Source organism: Parabacteroides bouchesdurhonensis (assembly GCF_900186615.1).
Lineage (GTDB): Bacteria > Bacteroidota > Bacteroidia > Bacteroidales > Tannerellaceae > Parabacteroides > Parabacteroides bouchesdurhonensis.
The window spans coordinates 1,180,408-1,196,765 of sequence record NZ_LT896588.1; the positions used below are offsets into that span (position 1 = coordinate 1,180,408).

The 16,358-nt window shown below is 46.2% G+C and carries 15 protein-coding genes; 11 read left to right on the plus strand and 4 right to left on the minus strand.

Going from position 1 to position 16,358, the window contains the following annotated elements:
- The first annotated feature begins 2 nt into the window (after positions 1 to 2).
- The 11 genes from C1721_RS05195 to porN all read left to right on the plus strand — a co-directional run bounded on the left by C1721_RS05195 (position 3) and on the right by porN (position 13,904).
- Complete coding sequence (locus C1721_RS05195) at positions 3 to 3,065, plus strand: efflux RND transporter permease subunit (protein ID WP_102407420.1); 3,063 nt, start codon at positions 3 to 5, stop codon at positions 3,063 to 3,065.
- A complete protein-coding gene (locus C1721_RS05200; RefSeq protein ID WP_102407421.1) occupies positions 3,062 to 4,402 on the plus strand; it encodes a TolC family protein in 1,341 nt (446 codons plus the stop codon). Before C1721_RS05195 ends, C1721_RS05200 begins: the two co-directional genes overlap by 4 nt.
- A gap of 11 nt (positions 4,403 to 4,413) precedes the next feature.
- Complete coding sequence (locus C1721_RS05205) at positions 4,414 to 5,205, plus strand: O-methyltransferase (protein WP_102409248.1); 792 nt, start codon at positions 4,414 to 4,416, stop codon at positions 5,203 to 5,205.
- A gap of 4 nt (positions 5,206 to 5,209) precedes the next feature.
- Positions 5,210 to 5,773, plus strand: coding sequence for a cob(I)yrinic acid a,c-diamide adenosyltransferase (locus C1721_RS05210; RefSeq protein ID WP_102407422.1), 564 nt, complete (start codon positions 5,210 to 5,212; stop codon positions 5,771 to 5,773).
- Between the two features lie 71 nt (positions 5,774 to 5,844).
- A complete protein-coding gene (locus C1721_RS05215) occupies positions 5,845 to 6,066 on the plus strand; it encodes a DUF2795 domain-containing protein (RefSeq protein ID WP_005633363.1) in 222 nt (73 codons plus the stop codon).
- 201 nt (positions 6,067 to 6,267) lie between these two features.
- Positions 6,268 to 7,473 (plus strand): ATP-binding protein, encoded by a 1,206-nt coding sequence (locus C1721_RS05220; protein WP_102407423.1) that lies wholly within the window; start codon positions 6,268 to 6,270, stop codon positions 7,471 to 7,473.
- A gap of 258 nt (positions 7,474 to 7,731) precedes the next feature.
- Entirely contained in the window at positions 7,732 to 8,676 is a 945-nt protein-coding gene (locus C1721_RS05225) for a PorP/SprF family type IX secretion system membrane protein (protein WP_102409249.1), read from the plus strand.
- 3 nt (positions 8,677 to 8,679) lie between these two features.
- A complete protein-coding gene (gene porK, locus C1721_RS05230; RefSeq protein ID WP_102407424.1) occupies positions 8,680 to 10,107 on the plus strand; it encodes a T9SS ring complex lipoprotein PorK/GldK in 1,428 nt (475 codons plus the stop codon).
- Positions 10,108 to 10,158: 51 nt separating this feature from the next.
- Positions 10,159 to 11,223: a type IX secretion system motor protein PorL/GldL gene (porL, locus tag C1721_RS05235; RefSeq protein ID WP_234347317.1), complete on the plus strand. Its 1,065-nt coding sequence runs from the start codon at positions 10,159 to 10,161 to the stop codon at positions 11,221 to 11,223.
- A gap of 28 nt (positions 11,224 to 11,251) precedes the next feature.
- A complete protein-coding gene (porM, locus tag C1721_RS05240) occupies positions 11,252 to 12,820 on the plus strand; it encodes a type IX secretion system motor protein PorM/GldM (RefSeq protein WP_102407425.1) in 1,569 nt (522 codons plus the stop codon).
- Between the two features lie 4 nt (positions 12,821 to 12,824).
- Positions 12,825 to 13,904: a type IX secretion system ring subunit PorN/GldN gene (porN, locus tag C1721_RS05245; RefSeq protein WP_102407426.1), complete on the plus strand. Its 1,080-nt coding sequence runs from the start codon at positions 12,825 to 12,827 to the stop codon at positions 13,902 to 13,904.
- A 133-nt stretch (positions 13,905 to 14,037) separates the two neighbouring features.
- On the opposite strand, the gene C1721_RS05250 is transcribed toward porN, so the two are convergent.
- The 4 genes from C1721_RS05250 to C1721_RS05265 form a co-directional block, all read right to left on the minus strand.
- Positions 14,038 to 14,415: a HepT-like ribonuclease domain-containing protein gene (locus C1721_RS05250; RefSeq protein WP_102407427.1), complete on the minus strand. Its 378-nt coding sequence runs from the start codon at positions 14,413 to 14,415 to the stop codon at positions 14,038 to 14,040.
- On the minus strand, positions 14,399 to 14,692 hold the full coding sequence (locus C1721_RS05255) for a nucleotidyltransferase family protein (RefSeq protein ID WP_102407428.1): 294 nt from the start codon (positions 14,690 to 14,692) through the stop codon (positions 14,399 to 14,401). The genes C1721_RS05250 and C1721_RS05255 overlap by 17 nt, the downstream gene beginning before the upstream one ends.
- 13 nt (positions 14,693 to 14,705) lie before the next feature.
- Positions 14,706 to 15,023, minus strand: coding sequence for a HigA family addiction module antitoxin (locus tag C1721_RS05260; protein WP_102409251.1), 318 nt, complete (start codon positions 15,021 to 15,023; stop codon positions 14,706 to 14,708).
- A 427-nt stretch (positions 15,024 to 15,450) separates the two neighbouring features.
- Entirely contained in the window at positions 15,451 to 16,224 is a 774-nt protein-coding gene (locus tag C1721_RS05265) for a DUF3575 domain-containing protein (protein WP_102407429.1), read from the minus strand.
- Positions 16,225 to 16,358: the final 134 nt, after the last annotated feature.

Below are 16,358 nucleotides of genomic sequence, written 5' to 3' on the forward strand. Positions count from 1 at the left end.
TTATGGCAAATATATCTGAAACTAGTATTAATCGTCCGGTACTTTCCACGGTAATGATGCTTGTCATCTTGCTGTTCGGATTTATCGGATACCGTTTTCTTGGGGTTCGTGAATTTCCGAGTGTAGACCAACCTATTATCTCAGTAAACGTTTCATATCCGGGGGCAAACGCAGACGTTGTCATGAACCAAATAACAGAACCGCTGGAACAAAACATCAACGGGATTCCGGGTATCCGTTCTCTAAGCAGTGTAAGTAGCCAGGGAAGTTCACGTATTACTGTAGAGTTCGAGCTTTCTGTTGATATGGAAACGGCAGCTAATGACGTTCGTGATAAAGTATCCCGCGCACAACGTTACTTACCCCGTGACTGCGACCCTCCTACAGTATCGAAAGCGGACGCGGATGCTTCTCCTATTATGCAAATTGCCATCCGGAGCAGTAAGCGTTCTTTGATGGAACTAAGCGAAATAGCCGAACTGACAGTAAAAGAACGGTTACAAACCATCGAGAATGTAAGTGGTGTTGATATCTGGGGACAAAAGCGTTATTCCATGCGTCTTTGGTTAGACCCTACCAAAATGGCAGGTTACGGGGTAACACCTATTGATATAAAAAACGCAGTAGACAAAGAAAACGTAGAACTCCCCTCCGGAAGTATCGAAGGCAATACGATGGAACTTTCTATCCGTACACTGGGACTGATGCACTCGGCTGAAGAATTCAACAACCTGATTGTAAAAGAAAACGGCAACAGCATTGTACGCTTTAAAGACATAGGCCGCGCCGAACTCGCTCCCGAAGATTTGCGCAGTTTACTAAAGAAAAACGGCGAGCCTATGGTTATCGATGTCATTATACCTCAACCGGGAGCTAACCACATTGAAATCGCAGATGAAGCCTATAAACGTATCGAACAACTGAAAAAGGATTTACCCGAAGATGTTACCGTTGAAATGATGTATGACAATACCCGTTTCATCCGGGCTTCCATTAATGAAGTACAACAAACCATTTATGAAGCATTCCTGCTGGTAGTACTAATTATCTTCCTGTTCCTTCGCGACTGGCGTGTTACATTAGTGCCGGTAGTAGTTATCCCTGTATCGTTAATAGGGTCATTCTTTGTTATGTATATTTCCGGATTCTCCATTAACGTATTAACCATGCTGGCAGTCGTACTATCCGTCGGGTTGGTAGTAGACGACGCGATTGTAGTAGCCGAGAATATTTATGTCCGTATAGAAAAAGGAATGTCTCCTAAAGAAGCGGGTATAGAAGGCTCAAAAGAGATTTTCTTTGCTGTTATATCCACCACCATTACATTAATTTCGGTATTTCTTCCTATCGTATTTATGGAAGGTATGACAGGGCGATTGTTTAAAGAATTCAGCATCGTTATTGCCGGTTCTGTGGCAATTTCTTCTTTTGTAGCTTTGACATTCACCCCCATGCTTGCCACTAAACTATTAAAAAAGCGAGAAAAGAAAAACTGGCTATATACCAAGACCGAACCTTTTTTTGAAGGATTAAACCACGTCTACTCCAAATCATTGAATTTCTTTCTGGATCATAAGATATGGTCTATCCCAATCGTCATTATTCTGTTCGGTTCTATCGGTTATTTCTGGAAAAACATACGTTCGGAACTTTCTCCGTTGGAAGACCGCTCTATGATTTCAGTCAGCATGCGCGGCCCTGAAGGCTCTACGTTTGAGTTCATTCGCGATTATGCAGATCGTATCGAGCAGATTGCAGATTCTATTGCTCCGGAACGTCAGGCCGTTATGACACGTTCATGGAATGGAGGCGGTTCTTTGAACCTCATCTTACCGGATATTAAAGACCGTACCCGCTCCCAGATGGAAATAGCAGACATACTGTCTACAGAAGTACAGAAAGAAACAAAAGCCCGTGCGTTTGTACGCCAGCAGTCCACATTTGGAGGACGCCGTGCAGGAATGCCGGTACAGTATGTATTACAAGCTCCCACTTTGGAAAAATTACAGGAACATCTGCCGGCTTTCATGCAAAAGGTGAATGAAAGCCCGGTTTTCCAGATGGCAGACGTAGACTTGCGTTTTACCAAACCGGAAGCACGGATTATCATTGACCGGGACAAAGCGTCTTCACTGGGTGTGAGCACGCTCAATATAGCACAGACACTGCAATATGCACTGAGCGGTCAGCGTATGGGATATTACTATATGAACGGTAAACAATACCAGATACTGGGAGAAATCAACCGTCAACAGCGTAATACCCCTCTGGATTTAAAATCCATCTATGTACGCAGTGAAAACGGTTCTATCATACAACTTGACAATCTGGTAACTCTCGAAGAAAATGTAGCGCCTCCACAGCTTTACCGCTATAACCGCTTTGTTTCGGCAACGATATCCAGCGGGTTAAATAAAGGATACACTATTGGAGACGGACTGGATGAAATGGACAAGATCGCCGCTGAAACTCTGGATAGCAGTTTCCGCACTGCGCTTTCCGGAGAATCCAAAGAATTCCGCGAGAGTTCTTCCAGTTTAACGTTTGCTTTAATATTGGCACTCCTGATGATTTACTTGGTGCTGGCAGCCCAGTTCGAGAGCTTCAAAGACCCTCTGGTCGTCATGTTTACTGTACCGTTAGCTATTTCCGGTGCCTTAATATTCATGAGCTATTCCGGCATCACCATGAACATATTCAGCCAGATCGGTATTATCATGTTGATTGGTCTGGTTGCTAAAAACGGTATTTTGATTGTAGAGTTCGCCAACCAACGACAAGAAGCCGGCGCAAGTTTACCCGAAGCAATCCGTATAGCCGCAACACAACGCCTTCGTCCTATCCTCATGACCAGTGTATCTACCATACTCGGATTGGTCCCATTGGTATATGCTACCGGAGAAGGTGCGCAGGGACGTGTTGCCATGGGAGTTGCGGTGGTAGGAGGTATGTTGGTTTCCACATTTCTTACTCTGTTTATTGTACCGGCCATGTATAGTTTTATTTCTACAAACCGGAGAAAGAATAAAAAAGAAAAGTTACCAGTTAACAACACGATAGCATGAAACGGTTCTTTATAATAATATCAATACTATGTGCAACGTTCACCGGATATGCACAACAGATATATAGTTTGAAACAATGTATCGAGACTGGTTTGGAAAGAAATTATTCCATCCGTATCATCCGCAACGAACAACAGATAAGCGACAACAATGCAACCCGGGGAAATGCCGGCTATTTGCCTACCGTTGATATGAACGGAGGACTTAGCGGTTCTGTTAATAACAACCGGAATAAACTGTCCGACGGTACTATTGAAAAGAATACCGGGGTAAACGATGAAACGGCGAATGTAGGACTGAACGTTAACTGGACTTTATTCGACGGATTCGGTATTCAGGCCGATTATGCCAAACTAAAAGAATTACGGCACATGGGCGAATTGAATACCCGCCTGACAATAGAGGATTTTGTTGCCAACCTTTCCAGCGAATATTATAACCTGATACGCCAGAAAATACGTCTGCGTAACCTTCGTTCCACGTTAGACCTTTCCCGTGAACGTCTGCGTATTGTTGAAGAGCGGTACTTTATTGGTTCTATGTCGAGGCTTGATTTACAACAGGCACAAGTTGACTTCAACGCAGACAGTTCCAAAGTATTGAATCAATTGGAAGTAGTCCACACTTCCCGTATCCGGCTGAATGAACTGATGGCCTTAGACAATGTAGAGGAACAAATACAGATAAAAGATTCTTTGATCTACCCGAATCCTTATCTAGATGAGGTGGATTTATGGAAAAGCACATTAACGGCCAACGCATCTTTATTAATCGCGAAAAAGAACAAAACAATATCCGAACTGGATTACAAAAAGGTAAGAAGCCGGAATTATCCTTACGTTAAATTGAATGCCGGCTATGGCTATACGGCCAATTGGTACGAAGTAGGCACTACCGATTTACAGCAACGCCTCGGTTTGAATTATGGCATGACAGTAGGCATCAACATCTTTGATGGAATGAACCGCCGCCGGGAACAACGCAACGCCCGTATTCAGATAAAGAATCAGGAATTGCGCACTCAGGAAATGGAACTGGCCTTACGTGCCGACATGAGTAATTTCTGGATGGCCTACCGAAACAATCTACAACTATGGACATTAGAAAAAGAAAACCTGGTGGCTGCCCAGGAAAACTACCGTATTGCCATCGACCGTTATAAGTTAGGTGAACTATCCGGAATAGAACTGCGTGAAGCACAAAATAGCCTGCTGGAAGCCGAAGAACGCCAGTCTATCGCCGAATATTCCACTAAAATCTGTGAAATATCCCTATTACAATTAAGCGGACAAATACTGACTCATATCGCATCCGATCCCGAGAAGGCCAGTGAATAAGAAATGAAATGATGCAAATAATACCTAAGGCTGACACATGGAGAAAGGGGGTACTTTTATACCGCGGCATCCGCTACAGAAGAGGCTACGGCGTACATTCTCCTTTTGTTTTCAACCTGATCACCAAAGTCATTGAAGAGAAATGCCCATATTATAGTTTCTATGACATAGAGCTTATCCGTAAGCAGCTTTTGTTCATAGATGAACATATTACTTATCCGGACAGACGGCAACAGGGTAAACTAAAAAGCCGTTCCATAGCCAATATTGTAGAACGTGAAGCAATAAAACCCAAACACGGAGCTTTACTTTTTCGCCTGACTAACTATTTTAAACCCGTAAATATATTACAGATAGGTACGGCTACCGGCTTGTCTACCCTGTACCTCACCTCATATGCTACCGGACTAAAATGTATCGCGCTGGGAAACATACCCGAACTGGCACCCATTGCCCGCCGGGTATTTAACAAAGCGCACAACAACCGGATAGACCTCCGGACAGGCGCTTACAACGAGCTGCTTCCGCAAGCCCTGAAAGATATGGATAAGATAGATTTCATATTTTTCAACACTTCCTGTGAACAACTGAATAACATATCGTTGTTTAATGAATGTGTAAAGCATATCCACAACGACAGCATCTTCGTATTTCAAGGGATAAAAGCAAGCCGTAAGATGCGTGATTTATGGAAAGAGATATGCGCACGTCCAGAAGTAACCGTCACGGTGGACTTGTATTCGCTGGGGATTGTTATTTTCAATAAGAAATTACATAAACGAAATTACATCGTATATTTTTAAGCATATGAAAAAGAGTATTATTTATACCGGTACAGGTGACCAGGGAACTACTTCCCTGGTAGGCGGCCAACGCGTTTCAAAAATACACCAACGTATAGAAAGTTATGGTACGATAGACGAGTTAAACTCTTTCATCGGATTACTCATGACCTCCCTTGAAGACCGGAAAGATTTGGACTTCCTGCTGTTCATCCAACATAAGTTGTTTACAATCGGTTCTTATCTGGCGACTGACCAGGAAACAACAGAACTGAAAATTGAAAGCCAGGTAACGCCGGAAAGTATCAAACGTACCGAGCACGAAATAGACCGTATAGACAACGAGTTGCCTAAATTGAAGAATTTCGTCCTTCCCGGAGGATGCAGGTCTGCGGCATTGGCCCACGTATGCCGTACGGTATGCCGCCGCGCTGAACGTCAGATTTACCGTCTGGCTGAGACAAATCCGGTGGAAGAACCTGTTTTGGTATTTATAAACAGACTTTCTGATTATCTATTCATATTAGCCCGTAAAGAATGCGTAAAAAATAACGGGAAAGAAATTATTTGGGATTATACTTGCAAGTAAGAAATAATGTTTTATTTTTGCGCAAAATTTGAGAACCGGACTGCTTCGGCAGTTATTAACACTTGACAGCTATGTATTGGACTTTAGAATTAGCTTCAAAACTGGAAGATGCACCCTGGCCAGCCACCAAGGACGAACTTATTGATTACGCACAACGTTCCGGTGCGCCCTTGGAAGTGATTGAGAATTTGCAAGAAATGGAAGATGAAGGCGAAATTTACGAATGTATGGAAGATATTTGGCCTGACTATCCCAGTAAAGAAGACTTCTTCTTCAACGAAGAAGAATATTAACAGCTTTCATATAAGCTAAATAACAGAATACCGGCGGGATAAACAAGAATAACTTGTTTGTCCCGCTGGTGTTTTATGGTGTCGGGTGAAAAGAGATTACGGCATAAGACACTTTTGCAAAGGTGAATATTTGAATAAAATTCGCTTTTTCAAAAGTGTTTCATTATATTTGCATTCAAAACTTGATAAATTGATGTCGTTATGGATTATGCGGATATTCAACCTTTATTAAATGCCTATCATAGAAAACTCACTACAACCGATTTGCGTTTCAAACGATATTTGTATAACCGGATTAACTGGGATGTTCGGCTGGTAGGAATAAAAGGAGCGCGTGGTGTCGGTAAGACTACCATGCTCATGCAACATATCAAGGAAACATTTGACAACATAGATGACGTATTATATGTTTCACTTGACAATTTGTGGTTTGAGAATCATAGATTGGAGGAATTGGTTGAATTTCTCTATACGCATGGTGTGATGCATATCTATTTCGATGAGGTACACAAGTATAGAAACTGGACAGCATTGCTCAAACACTTCTATGACAGTTATCCCAACCTGAATATCGTTTATACCGGATCGGCTATGCTTGCTATCGAAAATTCGGTAACGGATTTGTCCCGCAGACAATCGCTTTACACACTTAACGGCTTATCGTTCCGGGAATATCTCGAATATGAGGGCATTGCAACGATTCCATCCATCGAATTGGAAAAGTTGCTCGCGAACCATACAAGATATGCACTGGATGTTACTTCTGAAATAAAAGTGCTGAAACATTTTGACCGATATCTTCAGATAGGATATTATCCCTACTATAAAGAGGCAGGGGAGGATTACTTGATGCGAGTTGGAGAGGTTGCACGGCTTGTTATCGATAGCGATATTCCGGCCGTTGAAGATATCACTTACACGACCGCACAGAAAATCAAGAAACTCCTGATGGTTATTGCCGAGAATGTTCCCCTTGAACCGAACATCAATAAACTCTCGTCACAATTGGAGTCTACGCGCGACCAGACACTTAAAATGTTGCATCTGTTGGATCGCGCCGGATTGCTGTGGTTACTTACGGACAAGATCAAAGACTATAAGCACCTGACTGGACCGAAGAAGATATATTTGAATAATGCCAATCTGATGTACGCTCTCTCTGGCAAAGTCTCGGAAGGGACGATGCGTGAAACATTTTTTGCCAATCAGGTAGGAGCAGTTACGACTCTGACAATGCCCAAACAGGGCGATTTTATGGCAGATGGTAAGTATTTGTTCGAGGTTGGCGGCAGCCGCAAGACCTTCGATCAGATTGCGAATCTGCCGAATAGTTACCTTGCTATTGATGACATTGAAACTGGTAACGGCAATCGGATACCGCTTTGGATGTTTGGGTGTTTATTTTAACCCCTGCACATCGGAGTTTTTGGAGAAATAATAATTTGTTTGCCAAAAAACTCTATCTTTGCACCCGATAGCCTCAGATAGCGTAGTTTGTTTGGCTAAATATCGCTTGAAAAATAGTAATATACGGATATGCAAATTGGCAGATTAAGATATGAGGTGATAGGCTTTTCGTCTGTTACCTCTTTTGTTTTTTCAGGGGGAAATACAATTTATTGCACTTTTTGAAGTTTATATACCTGTAGTTCCCAAAGAATGATTATGAAGAGAATTCTCCTGCTGGTTTTATTATGTTGTACCTGTGCAAATATAGTACGGGCGCAATATGACGCGCAGTTCAGCCAGTATTTCCGGGCTATGGGTTACTACAACCCCGCTTACGCAGGAACTACCGAAGACCTTAACCTTTTCTCCATCTACCGCCAGCAATGGTTAGGAATACATGGCGCACCCGGTTCATTCTTCGTATACGGCGATATGCCGTTCAATTTCTCCAAAATAAACATGGGAGCAGGATTATTGGTATTTACCGAAAGCGTCGGATTATTTCAGAACACCCACGTATCCGGCCAGCTTGCCTATAAACGGAAACTATTCGGAGGAACGATTAGCGGCGGTCTTCAATTCGGCATTGTGAACCAGTCTTTCGACGGCACTAAAGTATATATACCCGAAAGTAACTTCCACCAGCAGGTAGACGGAGCTATCCCAACTACCCAAGTACAAGCTATGGCACTGGATATGAGCTTCGGCCTGTATTATACCCACAAGCGTTTCTATGCCGGGCTGGGAGTCTCCCACCTGACCGAACCGGAACTGCAATTGGAGGAAAACGCCTATGTTTTTATCGGTAGAACGTTTAATTTGACCGGTGGATACAATATTCAGTTAAGGAACCCGTTGTATGAATTACAGCCGTCAGTATTCCTGTTGACTAACTTTCAGAGTTACCACACAGACATTACGGCCCGGTTGATATATAATAAAATGTTTAATGGAGGTTTTTCCTGGCGTGTAAACGAATCGGTAGCTTTGCTGTTAGGCGCTACCATCGGACGTTTTGATGTAGGATATGCCTACGACTTCCCAACCTCCGTATTGGGAAAGGCTACCAGCGGAAGCCATGAAGTGATGGTTAAATACAGGTTGAAGCTGAATAAAACGAAGACAGGGAAAAACAAACACAAAAGCGTACGTATATTATAGTATATGAAAAAAGTATTGTTAGTACTTATGGCAGTAGCCTTACTCTCCTCATGCGGCAAGTCGCTCAGAGGCGGAGGGGCTGAAGTAACAGGTGTAAGAACGGTTGCCTTCAATGAACCGTCGCCTTATGGAATGGTATTGATTAAAAGAGGTTCTTTTGAAATGGGGCCATCCGATAAGGATTCGTTATGGGGAACCACACCCGAAACCAAAGGTGTTTCTTTCGACGCGTTCTGGATGGACCAGACGGAGATCACCAATTCCAAATACCGTCAGTTTGTTTACTGGGTACGCGACTCGATTATCCGCGAACGCCTGGCCGACCCCGCTTTCGGTGGCAACGATCTGTTTAAGATTACGGAAGACAGATACGGAGAGCCGGTAACACCGCGCCTCGACTGGAGCCGCCCTATCCCCTGGAGACGGCCTAACGAAGACGAATTACGCGCTATTGAAAGTGTTTATTACGTCCATCCTATCACAGGAGAAAAGAAACTGGATGCAAAGCAAATGAATTTCAAGTACGAATGGTACGACTATACAGCCGCCGCCCTACGGAAAAACCAGCTTGATCCGAAAGACCGCATTCGCAACACGGACATAACCGTAGATCCGAACGACGTAATCATGATCTCAAAAGATACGGCCTATATCGACGACGAAGGCAATATCATCAACGAAACAATCACCCGTCCGTTAAGCGGTCCGTGGGATTTCCTCCACACCCGCATTGTAAATGTCTACCCGGATGAAAGCTGTTGGGTGAACGACTTCAACAACGCATACAACGAACCGTACATGCGTATGTATTTCAATCATCCGGGATATGACGACTATCCGGTAGTAGGTGTTTCATGGGAAATGGCAACCGCTTTCTGCGTATGGCGTACCAACCTGTATAAAGAATCGCTGAACCTGCCGGCCGGACAAGCCATAGAGCCGTTCCGCCTGCCAACCGAAGGCGAATGGGAATATGCCGCCCGCGTAGGAAAGAACGACCGCAAGTTCCCCTGGGCCGGCGACGAATTGCAAAGCGGCAAAGGATGTTTCCTGGGAAACTTCAAGCCGGGCAAAGGCAATTATACCGAAGACGGTCACCTGATCTCATCACGCGTAGGCTCTTTCTCGCCGAACGAATTCGGACTATATGACATGGCCGGCAACGTAGCGGAATGGACTTCCACGTCTTACTCCGAATCGGGCCCGAGCCAGATGAGCGATATGAATCCGGACTTGCGCTACAACGCAGCAAAAGAAGACCCCTACGCCATGAAGAAAAAAGTGGTACGCGGCGGGTCATGGAAAGACGTTGCGCAGTTTGTACGTTCAGACATGCGCACATTTGAATACCAGAACGAAACCCGTTCATACATCGGATTCCGTTGCGCACGTACGCAGATCGGTTTTTCACGGGCCAAAGGCAAGAAATAAGTAAGAGTTATGACTATTGATTTATGAATTATTTAAGACGATAATACGACGATGGGAAAGTATAAAAGATATAAGAACAGATTGGAGATGTTCCTCTCCAGTGAAAAAGGGAAACGCGTATTAAACTTCCTCTACAGTTGGGGAGCCTCTATCGTTATCCTGGGTGCTTTGTTTAAACTGTTGCACGTGCCATACGCCAACCAGATATTGTTTGTGGCTATGATAACCGAATCTATTGTATTCTTTATCTCCGCCTTCGAGCATCCGTCAAAAGAATACCATTGGGAAGACGTATTTCCGGTGTTGAAATCGAAGAACCCGATGGATCGTCCGGACTTCTCCAACTCTTCCATCGCTGCGATGATAAACTCCAACGACAACCTGGAAGACGACGACAACAACGCTCCTTCCAAAATCAACATAGCAGCTACCGCAGCCAAGAGTGCTTCCGGGCTAGGCGCTTTGGATGTTTCGGAAGAAGACACAAAGAACCTGTCGGACAGCATCAAGAAACTGAGCGGAGCAGCCGAACAAATCTCCAAGATGGCCGAACTTACCGAAGCCACCCAGAAATACCTGGAGCAGCTTTCCGGCATGTCCGACAATATGGAACGTTTCAGCAAGGTAACAAACTCGCTTACCAACGTATCCGATACGCTTTTGAACTCATATAAAACGATTACCGACAATTCAGACGGTATCAACCAAAACTCACGCGGTTACGTGCAGCAGATGGAATTGCTGAACCGCAACATTTCAGGTCTGAATACCATCTACGAAATACAGCTAAAGAGCATCAGCTCGCAGATCGAATCTATCGAACATATCAACGGCGGCCTCAACCGTATCCGCGAGATGTACGACGGCTCGGTGGTAGACAGCTCCGTATTCCGTAACGAGACAGAGAAGATGACCCGCCAGCTGGCCGAACTCAACAACGTGTACAGCCGTTTGTTGCAAGCCATGACGGTAAACATGGGTATGAGCGCGCCGCAGCCTAACGCTTATCAACAGCAACAACAGCCGCAGCCGCAACAACAGGGCTATCAGCAACCCTACGGCTACCAGCAGCCCCAGCAATACCCTAACAACCCGGGACAACAACCGGTAAGATAACAACTCTATTAATTGAACTAGAATAACAATGGCAGGAATATCAAATAATCCCAACTCGCCCCGTCAGCGCATGATCAACCTGATGTATCTGGTGTTCATCGCGATGATGGCACTCAACGTGTCGTCGGAGGTGCTTGATGGCTTCGAGCTGGTGGAAGGTAGCTTGCGAACCTCTATAGACAACACCTCTCACCGCAACGACATCGTAGCCGGCGAGATGGACGCCTATTATCAGTCCAACCCCGAGAAGGTGCAGGCATGGTACGAAAAGAGCAAACACGTACAGAGAGCATCCGACAGCTTGTTCAACTACATACAAGACCTCAAGGTGCGCATCGTGAAAGCAGCCGACGGAAAGGATGGCGATGTAAACAACATCAGTTATAAAGATGACCTGGAAGCTCCTTCACACATCATGCTCTCCCCCATAAACGGAGAAGGTAAGAACTTGAGAAACTCCATCGACGCCTACCGTGCCATGATGGGTAACATGATAGACGACACCGCAAAGACGCGCGTGCTGGAAGCCAGCCTCAACACCACCCCTCCCCACAAGGCCGGAATAAACAACCGCACCTGGGAAGAGGCCCTGTTTGAAAACATGCCGGTAGCCGCCGCCGTAACCCTGCTCACCAAGATGCAGAGCGATATTCGCTATGCCGAAGGAGAAGTCCTTTCAAACCTGCTGAGCAGCGTAGACGTGAAAGACTACCGTGTAAACCAGATCACCGCGCAAGTCATCCCGCAAAGCCAGATCGTAATGCGCGGAAGCCAGTATAAAGCCAACATCGTACTGTCGGCGGTAGACTCTACGAAGCGTCCCACCATCTTCGTCAACGGCAACATGCTGCCCGAAGAGAACCAGGGCGTATTCACCGTCAACACAGGCGCTACCGGGACATTCCCTATCAAAGGATATATCGAAATGCCCGGAGGAGACGGCAGCGTGATGCGCCGCGAGTTCGAGAGCGAATACTTCGTTACCGACCCCATGGCCAGCGTAGCCCCTACTCTGATGAACGTACTCTATGCAGGTATAGCCAACCCCATCCGCATTGCCGTACCGGGCGTACCTAGCGGCAACGTAACAGCCACGATGAGCAACGGCACGCTCACACGCAAAGGCGACCTGTGGGAAGCCCATCCCTCTAAAGTGGGAACAGAAGCTGTCGTAACCGTCAATGCCCGCATGGCCGACGGACGCAGCGTAGAAATGGCGAAGACCTCGTTCCGCGTACGTGCACTGCCCGATCCGCTACCATTCATCGAATACAAAGACCAGAACGGCAACATGCGCAAATTCCGCGGAGGAATGTTCGCCAAGCGTAACCTGGTGGAAGCCGACGGCATACAGGCAGCTATCGACGACGACCTGCTGAACGTGAAGTACACCGTGCTGCGCTTTGAACTGACGTTCTTCGACTCGATGGGTAACGCCATCCCCGAAGTATCGGAGGGGACTAACTTCTCGCAACGTCAGAAAGACTACATCCGGCGCCTCAGCAAGGGCAAACGCTTCTACATCACCCGTGTGGTAGCCAAAGGCCCGGACGGCATCGAACGTACCATACCAACCATTGAAGTAATTGTAAACTAAAGATATGAAACGTTTTTATTACATACTCGTCCTGGCAGGCGCCCTGTTCGTGAGCGGCACGCTGCAAGCGCAGGAAGAAGCCACAGAAACCCAGCAACAGGCACGTAGAAGCCCCCGCGCCAGTCGTGGTGAACGTGAGGTAAAGAATGACAACGGCCTGCCCGAACTCACCGTACGTGCACAGGATATGAACGAACGCATGACGCAGGAGATAGGCAACGCACGCTGGATGCGCGTTATCTACCGACAGATAGACCTGACCAAAGAACAGAACGCGCCGCTTTACTATCCGGTACGTCCCATGAACGGACAAATGAACCTCTTCTCCGTCATATTCCAGTTGCTCAGCGAGAACAAGATCAAAGTCTACGAATACCTCGACGGATACGAACAGTTTGACGACACCCATCTGGTGAACTTCAAAGAACTGCTGGACCGCTTCTATATCCTTTACGAAGAAGTGCCCTCCAAGACCGGAGGCGAACCCATGTTCGTAATCAACGAGAGCGATGTTCCTTCCGAAGACGTCCGTTCTTACTACGTGAAAGAGGCCTGGTATTTCGACCAGAACAACTCTGTGTTCGACGTAAAGACGCTGGCTATCTGCCCGATCCTGACGTCCAACGGCGACATGGGCGAAACCACCATGCCGATGTTCTGGCTGCCGTACGAAAACATTCGTCCGTATATCCGCACGTCATACATCATGACGTCAAACGTCAACAATGCCATGACCTTTACGATGGACGACTACTTCCGCCGCCGCATGTTCGACGGCGAGATCATCAAAACGCAGAACCTGATGAACCAGCCTCTGCAGGCCTACTGCCCTACTCCGGACTCGCTTAAACGTGAGCAGGAACGCATAGAAGGACAGTTGGTAGCCTTCGAGAAATCCCTTTGGTTGCAGCCCGACACCGCACAGGTAGTAGATGCCAAAGCCGACAAGAAAGCTCGCAAAGCATCCGTGCGCGGCAACTCCGGTGCTACCGCCTCGTCCGCAAGCAAGGAAAAGACCGTAAAGACAAAAGCCCCCAAAGCCGAACGCTCCGCACCCGTCAAGAGCGTCCGCCGCAGAAGATAACGCCTACCCCTAGCTCTTAACACAAGCGGGCTCAAGGCACACAGATAACACAAACGAGCGCAGATAAACGCAGATCGATTCTTTTCATTAAGAACCTCTGCATTTATCTGCGCTCGTCTTTATATCCTGCTGCCTATTTCAAATCTTGAATGACTTGCTGTACAGTCGTTTTTAATGGGATCAAATGCTTTCTGATAACGACCAGAACCATATCCGGGTCAACATCTGCATATTGATGAGAAATATAATTCCTCATGCCGAATATTTGCTTCCAGGGGATTTCCGGATAATTAACCAATAGCGATTTATCCGTCTTCTTGTCGATTGCTAAAGCTGTTTCGCCAATAAACTGAATACGCATCAGGTTTGCATCCAGCAGTGTCATGCCCCAGGGAGTAGATAAATAATCTTCCACCGATGTTATATCCCTGTTTCTTTCCAGAAGAACGTCTATTGAGTCGATGATCTGTTCCAAGCGGTTTATAACCTCTTCTTTAAGCTGGTATTCCATCTTGTTCAATTCTTTTAAGTAACAGTTTATTCAGTCCATTGCGCAGACGCAGTAAATCAATCTTGCATCCGCACAGCGATTCCAGTTCGTCACTGATGTATCCCATTATAAAAGGGTCGGCTTCACGCAATTCTACAAAAACGTCGAGGTCGCTGCCCTCATGCTGTTCACCACGGGCTACCGATCCGAATATTCCCATCGAAAGGATTCCGTATGTATCGGCCTGACGCTTCATAAAGTCGCGCAGGATAGCCAGATATTCTTTTGTAGACTTCATAGCTTATTCAATATTACAGAAGGAAACTTGCACAAACCTTATGGATTTCGTTCAGCTTTGAGAGACTTTTCTTATCCCTCCGTGCCATTTCCAGATTATACCGGCTTTGCATATTCACCCAAAATGAAGCATCTACACCAAGCGCAGCTTCCAGTATCAGAGCCACATCGGCAGTAATAGGACGTTTGCTGTTCAGTATCTCATTCTGCATAGTGTAAGAGATAGAGGTAAGTTCCGAAAACTTCTTCTGAGTAATTTTGCGTGCCTGCAGTTCGTCTTTCAGCACCTCTCCGGGATGGGTAGGAATATAAGGCCTTAATTCTTTGTTCATAACTTCGTTCATTTATAATGATTAGACAATTCCAGTATGGTACAAACCGTTATAATCGGCTTACTGCCATCCTGCTGACTGATCGAGAACTCAATAATCATAGTTAATAGTTTTAGTTTGACAAAGATAGAACAAATCCGGAATATTCACTAAATGAGTGAATATTTTTTATCTATATTAAATACAAGCAGGCTCAAGGCACACAGATAACACAAACGAGTGCAGATTTACGCAGACTATTTATTTTCTTTAAATAATAATCTGCGCTCGTCTGCGTGCTCTGCGTCATCCGCGTTCCCTTCGAGCCCGCGTTTCACATAAGCCTGCCCCCCCACCATGTTAAAGAACGCTTTTTAGATTCAGCGTGAGGCTAACGTTAGATTCACCGGTGGGCTAACGCTGGATTCTCCGGCAATCTAACGGCACGCTAATACACCGACATTAAGTTCGAGTATTCATACGTGCGGGGTTCCTTCGTAAAGGAACTGGATGTACTGTATTGCGTCGTAACCTTCCCCCGCCAGTCGCCGGCGCTGACGGGGGTGAAGGTGATGCCTATCTCGGAGGCGTGCTCCGGCGTGCCGCGAAGGGCCAGACGCGTGCCCTCTATCAGGGCCATGCCGCGGAAGGGCAGCTGGTCGCGCGTGTCGGGGTCGGTAGGGCCGTACCCCAGGTTGATTACCGGACCGCCGGCTACGGCCTGCTCGGTTACCACCTCGGAGCAGTCGTAGCAGACATATTTCTCATAAGTCATACGGGCACAGCCCGCGCCGATAAATGCCTCCAGTCCCCAGTGGCGTCCTAGAATACAGTGGTAGCCGTAGGTCAGGCCACCGCCGTAAAGCTCGCCACGGTAATTGTAATCACTCATGGCCGTCATGAAAGGGATATTACCCATATTGAAGTGGCCGTAATGGCCGTGCACACCGAAGAAATGACCCTCGAACGTCTGGCAGGGCCAGTAACGGACTTCGGGCTGGGCGAGGTAATGTTTCAGCGACATCCCGTTGTTGAACACCCACGCGTTGTAAGCGCCCCAGGCATCCAGGCTCACATGGTCCGACAACCGGAACTCGAAGCCCATATTGGGCGTAGTGGTGGCCCAATAAAGAAGGTTGCTCTTTAAGGAAACGTGCTGACTTCTGAGTGGCGTTAAAGTCAGGCAAAGCATGATTATCAACAATAGACCGAATTTGTTCATTTACCCCTTTTTTACAGGAACAACACATTTTTCCCTTATTTACAAAATAAGGTATGTTATCCCGTCTTCCCCACCAATTCGGCTATCGATCTCGTTATCCTGTTATTCGCTTTATTCAGCACCGACTGGTCCAG

What these genes read in the sequence shown, in the direction of transcription:
- C1721_RS05195 (WP_102407420.1), top strand. Translation starts at nt 3, where the DNA reads ATGGCAAATATATCTGAAACTAGTATTAATCGTCCGGTACTTTCCACG.
- C1721_RS05200 (WP_102407421.1), top strand. Translation starts at nt 3,062, where the DNA reads ATGAAACGGTTCTTTATAATAATATCAATACTATGTGCAACGTTCACC.
- C1721_RS05205 (WP_102409248.1), top strand. Translation starts at nt 4,414, where the DNA reads ATGCAAATAATACCTAAGGCTGACACATGGAGAAAGGGGGTACTTTTA.
- C1721_RS05210 (WP_102407422.1), top strand. Translation starts at nt 5,210, where the DNA reads ATGAAAAAGAGTATTATTTATACCGGTACAGGTGACCAGGGAACTACT.
- C1721_RS05215 (WP_005633363.1), top strand. Translation starts at nt 5,845, where the DNA reads ATGTATTGGACTTTAGAATTAGCTTCAAAACTGGAAGATGCACCCTGG.
- C1721_RS05220 (WP_102407423.1), top strand. Translation starts at nt 6,268, where the DNA reads ATGGATTATGCGGATATTCAACCTTTATTAAATGCCTATCATAGAAAA.
- C1721_RS05225 (WP_102409249.1), top strand. Translation starts at nt 7,732, where the DNA reads ATGAAGAGAATTCTCCTGCTGGTTTTATTATGTTGTACCTGTGCAAAT.
- porK (WP_102407424.1), top strand. Translation starts at nt 8,680, where the DNA reads ATGAAAAAAGTATTGTTAGTACTTATGGCAGTAGCCTTACTCTCCTCA.
- porL (WP_234347317.1), top strand. Translation starts at nt 10,159, where the DNA reads ATGGGAAAGTATAAAAGATATAAGAACAGATTGGAGATGTTCCTCTCC.
- porM (WP_102407425.1), top strand. Translation starts at nt 11,252, where the DNA reads ATGGCAGGAATATCAAATAATCCCAACTCGCCCCGTCAGCGCATGATC.
- porN (WP_102407426.1), top strand. Translation starts at nt 12,825, where the DNA reads ATGAAACGTTTTTATTACATACTCGTCCTGGCAGGCGCCCTGTTCGTG.
- C1721_RS05250 (WP_102407427.1), bottom strand. Translation starts at nt 14,415, where the DNA reads ATGGAATACCAGCTTAAAGAAGAGGTTATAAACCGCTTGGAACAGATC.
- C1721_RS05255 (WP_102407428.1), bottom strand. Translation starts at nt 14,692, where the DNA reads ATGAAGTCTACAAAAGAATATCTGGCTATCCTGCGCGACTTTATGAAG.
- C1721_RS05260 (WP_102409251.1), bottom strand. Translation starts at nt 15,023, where the DNA reads ATGAACAAAGAATTAAGGCCTTATATTCCTACCCATCCCGGAGAGGTG.
- C1721_RS05265 (WP_102407429.1), bottom strand. Translation starts at nt 16,224, where the DNA reads ATGAACAAATTCGGTCTATTGTTGATAATCATGCTTTGCCTGACTTTA.